4 protein-coding genes are annotated in these 3,717 nt (G+C 69.7%); 2 read left to right on the forward strand and 2 right to left on the reverse strand.

What is annotated here, in order from left to right:
• The first annotated feature begins 112 nt into the window (after nt 1-112).
• Nucleotides 113-406, forward strand: a complete 294-nt coding sequence (locus ACFWJ4_RS41105; RefSeq protein ID WP_380554452.1) for a hypothetical protein — start codon at nt 113-115, stop codon at nt 404-406.
• A 253-nt stretch (nt 407-659) separates the two neighbouring features.
• Here ACFWJ4_RS41105 and ACFWJ4_RS41110 read toward each other — a convergent pair whose 3' ends face one another.
• Nucleotides 660-980: a hypothetical protein gene (locus ACFWJ4_RS41110; protein ID WP_380554455.1), complete on the reverse strand. Its 321-nt coding sequence runs from the start codon at nt 978-980 to the stop codon at nt 660-662.
• Nucleotides 981-1,453: 473 nt separating this feature from the next.
• The gene (locus ACFWJ4_RS41115; RefSeq protein ID WP_380554458.1) at nt 1,454-1,570 is read right to left on the reverse strand and encodes a SapB/AmfS family lanthipeptide; all 117 of its coding nucleotides are present in this window, start codon (nt 1,568-1,570) and stop codon (nt 1,454-1,456) included.
• An 851-nt stretch (nt 1,571-2,421) separates the two neighbouring features.
• On the opposite strand from ACFWJ4_RS41115, the gene ACFWJ4_RS41120 reads away from it, so the two are divergent.
• Entirely contained in the window at nt 2,422-2,715 is a 294-nt protein-coding gene (locus tag ACFWJ4_RS41120; protein ID WP_380554461.1) for a hypothetical protein, read from the forward strand.
• Nucleotides 2,716-3,717: the final 1,002 nt, after the last annotated feature.

Here is a 3,717-nt window from a genome sequence, read left to right on the forward strand (position 1 = left end):
TTCAGCCACGTGATCATTCTGACCGCCCGGAGCCGCATGGGCAGCAATCGAACGTCACATCGACGGGGCGAACGTTGTCTGATGCGGCACTAGCTTCGTCCTGACTGCGGGCGTGCCGCTGCCCGTCATCTCCAAAACCCTGCGCCACCGCACCCTGTCTACGACCGCGAACATCTACGCCGACCTCACCAAACTCGCCGCCTGCGCCGCCGTCGACGCCGTCGCCTGGACCCTCGATGGCGCCGACCACGCCGTCCTCGGACACCCCGTCTGTCGCGCCCAGCGCCCCTGGCGCCAGCGCCCGCGCCTGCACCGGCAACTGCCCGCCTACCAGCACACCCGAACAGACGAACCAGCCACGCCCTGGCCGATGTGGCCCGGTGACCACCGTGCGACCACCAGCTGACGCCGCAACAAGAAGAGCCGGCACTCGGTTTCCCAAGTACCGCCTCTCACAACCGACTTCACAGTCGGGACGACAGGATTTCTGCGACCCCTTGACCCCCAGACGGGCACCGGAAGCAGTTGGGTCCGTGGTGTGTGCGATTGCTGGAGGAGGCGGGTTACGGGTCGTGGACGTACTGCGTCGACCTGACCCCGGAGGACGGGAGGCGCCGCACTCGCCGGTCGGCCAGTTGGCGGGCGCGGGGTGGGGTGGGTCAGGAGTCAAAGCGCACGCTCCCGTAGACCCCGAGGCCTCCCGTTTCCTCCGGGACGATGTCGGTTACGCGGCCCCTGCACCCGGCGCCGGGGAAGGTGTGGGCGACCGCGTCCGTGTCGTTGCTCGCCATGGAGAACTCTCCTGGCGCCATGTCATAGCAGGCGCCGGGCTCCGGGTCCTCGACGGCAGCTCCGCCCACGATGTTTCCCAGGGGCTGCACCGAGAAGACGCCGGTCGCGGCGTGGGCCGGGGCAGGGAGGGCCAGGACGAACAGGGCCGCGCTCAGGGCGGTGGCGCCGGCGAACGAGGGGATGCGCATGCGAGGGCTCCAGGAAGACCGGGCGGCGAAGCGGACCAGCCGATCACACACTGGCTCGGCCTCGGCCCCGGCGGATTGGCCCGTACGCGGGTGTGGTCCCGCGCGTTCTCCGAGCCCTGGCCTCGTGGCTGTCCAGGACGTCTTCCCCGGGCCTGCGCCGACTGTGTGGAGTCGAGTGGGCGCGCGGGTGGGACCGACGGCGCGACGGCGTGGAGCCGGTGCCGGCCGACCGGGGACGTTGAGTGCGGCGCGCGGGCGGTGGCCTTGAGGGCAGACGGAGATTGCAGCGCCCAGACGCCGTGTACCGCGCCCCCGTTCCGCAGCCGTCATCGGGAGGGTGTCGGCGGGGGTCGGCCGTCGCTTCGGTGAGCGCTGGTCCGGGGGCTGGAGTCCCCCTCCTCCGGGCCGGCGCAGGGGCACCGATGGTGCTCACGCCCGGCCGGTACTGCGGTGTGGGCGGGGCGCTGCGGGCGTCAGCAGACGAGAAGGCTGACCGTGCTGTTCGCGCAGAGCGCCAGGCTGAGGTTGGTCGGCTGCCCGCCGCCGTCGGCCTCGGGCAGTTCCGGGCCCTGCGGTTCCAGGATTTCCATGGACTCTCGTGTGTCGGTGGTGTTCGGGGGTGGTGGTCCCGGCGGGGTCGCCGGGCGTTGGTGGGACAGCAGGGGTGTGCGCGGTGGAGGACTGTGGGGGATGCCCTCGGGTGAGGTGGCGGTCCGTGGTGCTGCTCAGCCGGCCCGCTCATGGCCGCAGGCGTGGTGGTGGACTGCTGCCGGCGTCGGGTCGGCCGTGGTGCTGGTGAAGGACAGGAAGGGTGTGCCGGCGAGCGCCGAGGCGAGGCACGCAGCACGCCGGCCGAGCCGGTGACCAGGCCGGCCGACGGTTGCAGCAACTGGTCTCCGGGGAAGGCGAGTTGGCCCTGGTAGGGGACCTGGTTTCAGTTCAGCAGCCGTCTGTTTTCGACAGGGTGAACCAGAGCGACTTGGGCAAAGCAAGTGGGAGCCGGCTGGCGCGTCGTGAAGCGTGTGTTGTGACTCTCGGGCCATGATCGGCATTGGGTTTCAGAGCCACCTCGTTCGGGTGATGTCTTGTCACAGTGTTTGCGCGTCCTGGGCGCCGTCGGTGGCTGGTGGCAGACCGACCGGTGGTTTGACTCGCGCCGGGTCCTTGCGGGCGTGGTCCCTGACAGGCCTGGTCCGGAAGGACCCGGCGGCCTTCCATTTGTCCACCGACCGGCCGCGAGGCCTGGCAGTCTTCGCGGGGATCCGCAGCGGTGGGAGCCTCAAGACCGTCAGCGGGAGGGTCTTGAAGTGAAGGTCCCAGGGGCGAACGACCATCTCAAGCCCGGAGCGGATTCGAGACACGTCACCCAGTCGGGCGGCCTACCACATAGATCGCACGGGAACAGTCTGTGCAGTAGTCCCGACCCTCTCAGGAGCCCTCCATGAAACGACTGTTCCATGCGGCCGGCGTCGCCGTCGCCGCGGCCGCACTCTGCCTCACCACCGCCACTACCGCCAATGCCGCCCACGGGGACCTCATCTTCAGCCCAGGTCTTGTCGTGGAGAACCCGAGTGGCTGCGTCGAGGCGCCGTTGCTACCGCTGATCCTCCAGAACAGGACCAATGAATACGCCATCGTCTACTCCGGCCCCAATTGCACCGGGGAGGCTCTCACCGTTGTTCCTCCGGGTGGTAAAACGACTCAGGAGTTCGGTTCGAGCGTCTTCGTCGCTTAGCTTCTGAAGCAGGGTCGGCCGGGCGGCCCGAGTACGTGTCGCCCTGGCCGGCCCCGGGCTTGCCCGGTTCCTGGTTGCGGCTGCGGCCCGGGTCCGGATGGGAGGGGAAGGTCGGCGCCGGGGCTGTGGCCGGGGCTGACGCGGCCTCAACCGTCGATGCCCACGTACAGGGTCTGGAGCGGTTATCAGGTTCGGGTGACCGACCGGATGGTCACGAGTCTGGACGGTGTTCGGCTTCGGCGGCCTGGAGGCGGTAGGACTCGGTGCCGGTCTCGATGAGGGTGAAGCGGAAGGTCAGCCGGTCGGCAACGGCCGCGCAGAGGCGGGGGTTTTGTCGAGGATCACGTAGACCGGGGCGCCAACCGGGCGGGCGGGACCCGGACGGACCTGAGCGCACCCTCCGGGCTGTCGGCAACGGGTGAAACGAGGACCACGAACGGCGGATCAAAAGCGGGCCGCTCGGCGATCTCTTGATCATCCGTCCGTCGCATGGCCAGCTTGTCCGTACCCGGCCACAGGGCCTCCGTCCGGCCTGCCCGGCAGGGGACGCGTCTGATTCCCCCGCCGGAGTCCGGTGAGCGGACGAGACCGCCGACCGGGGCCGTCATCCGCATGTTTCACTACTGCTCACGCATCTTTCGGGACGGCTCGCCACGTACCCCATCTGGCCAAGGTGATGATCCCCTGGCCATAGCTCGGGGATCACACGGGCCGCCCACGGCGCGACCGCTCCCGAAGCCATGGCCACCCCGATCGCCGGGCCCCTCGAAGTCAGCCCTGCCCCCGAGCCCGCTCGGCCCGAGGGGGGTCATGCCGCCGCTCCACCCCGCCGAGGTGACGCCACGGGCTGGCCCCGGGAACCACGCGCGGACGGCGAACTCCCGGAACCGGCCCACGACTCCACCGAATGCCGGGCTCAGCGATCGGCCTGGAAGCCGTTGATCTTGCTCAACGAACCGTAGCTGCCGTCCTCGTAGACCGGCTGCATCTGGACGTCCCCGA

Source organism: Kitasatospora sp. NPDC127067 (assembly GCF_042724755.1).
In the GTDB taxonomy this organism is placed as follows: Bacteria; Actinomycetota; Actinomycetes; order Streptomycetales; family Streptomycetaceae; genus Kitasatospora; species Kitasatospora lactacystinica.

What these genes read in the sequence shown, in the direction of transcription:
- ACFWJ4_RS41110 (WP_380554455.1), bottom strand. Translation starts at nt 980, where the DNA reads ATGCGCATCCCCTCGTTCGCCGGCGCCACCGCCCTGAGCGCGGCCCTG.
- ACFWJ4_RS41115 (WP_380554458.1), bottom strand. Translation starts at nt 1,570, where the DNA reads ATGGAAATCCTGGAACCGCAGGGCCCGGAACTGCCCGAGGCCGACGGC.
- ACFWJ4_RS41120 (WP_380554461.1), top strand. Translation starts at nt 2,422, where the DNA reads ATGAAACGACTGTTCCATGCGGCCGGCGTCGCCGTCGCCGCGGCCGCA.